This window comes from Oleiphilus sp. HI0043 (assembly GCF_001634935.1).
In genome coordinates this window covers 1-1049 of record NZ_LWEY01000078.1, presented here as the reverse complement: position 1 = coordinate 1049, position 1049 = coordinate 1, and the positions used below count along the sequence as shown (strand labels likewise).

At 44.0% G+C, this 1049-nt stretch carries 1 protein-coding gene; it reads right to left on the bottom strand.

Features of this window, described 5'->3' with window-relative positions:
- The coding region (locus tag A3729_RS01690) for a hypothetical protein (RefSeq protein ID WP_156497577.1) at positions 1-1004 on the bottom strand (1004 nt) is incomplete at its 3' end.
- Positions 1005-1049 lie beyond the last annotated feature (45 nt).

Below are 1049 nucleotides of genomic sequence, written 5' to 3'. Positions count from 1 at the left end.
AAGGTAGAAGCTTTAGCTTTTTCAGTGGCCTTATCTTTGGCGGGGGCGCTAGTAGAAGGAATTGGCATAAGTACACGCGGCTTCTGTATCTTAATTTCTTCCAAGCCATCAAAGCCACTTGCCGTAGCGTTTGCTCCTTGGGCGCTATTGCTTGGCGCGCTTAGCGTGTTGCTTAACGCTGGTTTAGAAGCAGTAGGGTTACTAGCTGGACCTATCGGCGCCATAAGGCTAGCAAGTTTATCTTCGAGTAAGCTATAGTCGCTTTTAACAGTGGTAAGTTCTTCCGTCAAAGATGTCTTCGAAGCGCTTAACTGTGAAATCTGTGTTTGTAGCGAAGTAATCCGCTGCTCCTTAGACTCTAGCTCCTGATTGAGTTTATCGTTGTTCGATGCAAGATAATCAATCTCTGAGCGTGTCTCTTTTTGACGTTTTACAACCGCAAGATAAGCGCCTTTTCTATCTTTTAACTTCTTATTTAATACCTTGATTTCATCGCTTAATCTTGAATTTTCTCCGGCCAGCACTTCGCTATTGCTTGCGCCACTCAACAAAGACGCCCTAACCTGACTCAAGGATGCTGCTAGGGCCTCGTTTTCCTCTTTAAGCAAAGCGAGTTGTGAATTCAGGTTGTCGATAATATCCTGATTGACCGCAAGCGCACCCTCCGACTCCTGTATTTTTTCCTGCTGAGCCTGGTTTTCTCTTGTCAAACGCTCGTGCTCAGCTTTGGTTTCAGCAAGAGATTGTCCAGACGTAGACATTTTGGCTTGCTGATTTTTAAGCTGAAGTTCGAGCTTACCTATTTCTTGCTTAGATAAGACGCTGTCCAGGAGTGCAGTTTGACCCTGGTGATAAAAATAAAATGCTGAGAGCCCGAAAGCCAAGGCCATGATAAGAGTGACTATCCACGTACCGTTAAGCAGGCTATTGCGCTTGCGCAGATCATTTATCCACTGCTGCGCATATTGGTCAGCGTTATTCAAGGAATTGTCATGTGTCGTCATAAAACGTTATCTCAAGAAAAATAGATTTTTTGTAAGATATTATAA